The sequence below is a fragment of the Roseibium sp. RKSG952 genome (assembly GCF_009711355.1).
On sequence record NZ_SMMF01000210.1, the window covers coordinates 1 to 371 of the forward strand.

Genomic DNA, 371 nt, shown 5'->3' on the forward strand with positions numbered 1-371 from the left:
AATGCGCCGAAGAGCGAAGCTTAAATATGATGGTGTGGAACGGCCCTTCGCACCGGCATTGAGGATGCCTATTGTGGTGACGCCAATCGCCACAAGACAGAAGGAACCGTTCCATGGAGAAGATTACCACGATCGGACTGGACTTGGCCAAGTCGGTCTTTCAGGTCCATGCCATTACTGAAAGCGGAAACGTCGCTGTCAGACGTCTATTGCGATGATCACAGGTGTTGGACTTCTTTCGTCACACCGAGCCATGCCTTGTCGGGATCGAGGCTTGCGGGAGTGCCCACTACTGGGCGAACGCCATCGGCGATTTCGGCCATACGGTGCGGTTGATGCCGCCGGCCTATGTGAAGCCCTACGTCAAGCGG

Annotated in this window: 1 pseudogene; it reads left to right on the plus strand. The window is 56.1% G+C overall.

The annotated features are described in order from the left end of the window. Window positions 1-113: 113 nt before the first annotated feature. Window positions 114-371, plus strand: a pseudogene (locus E1297_RS00520) (IS110 family transposase); the annotation flags it as partial.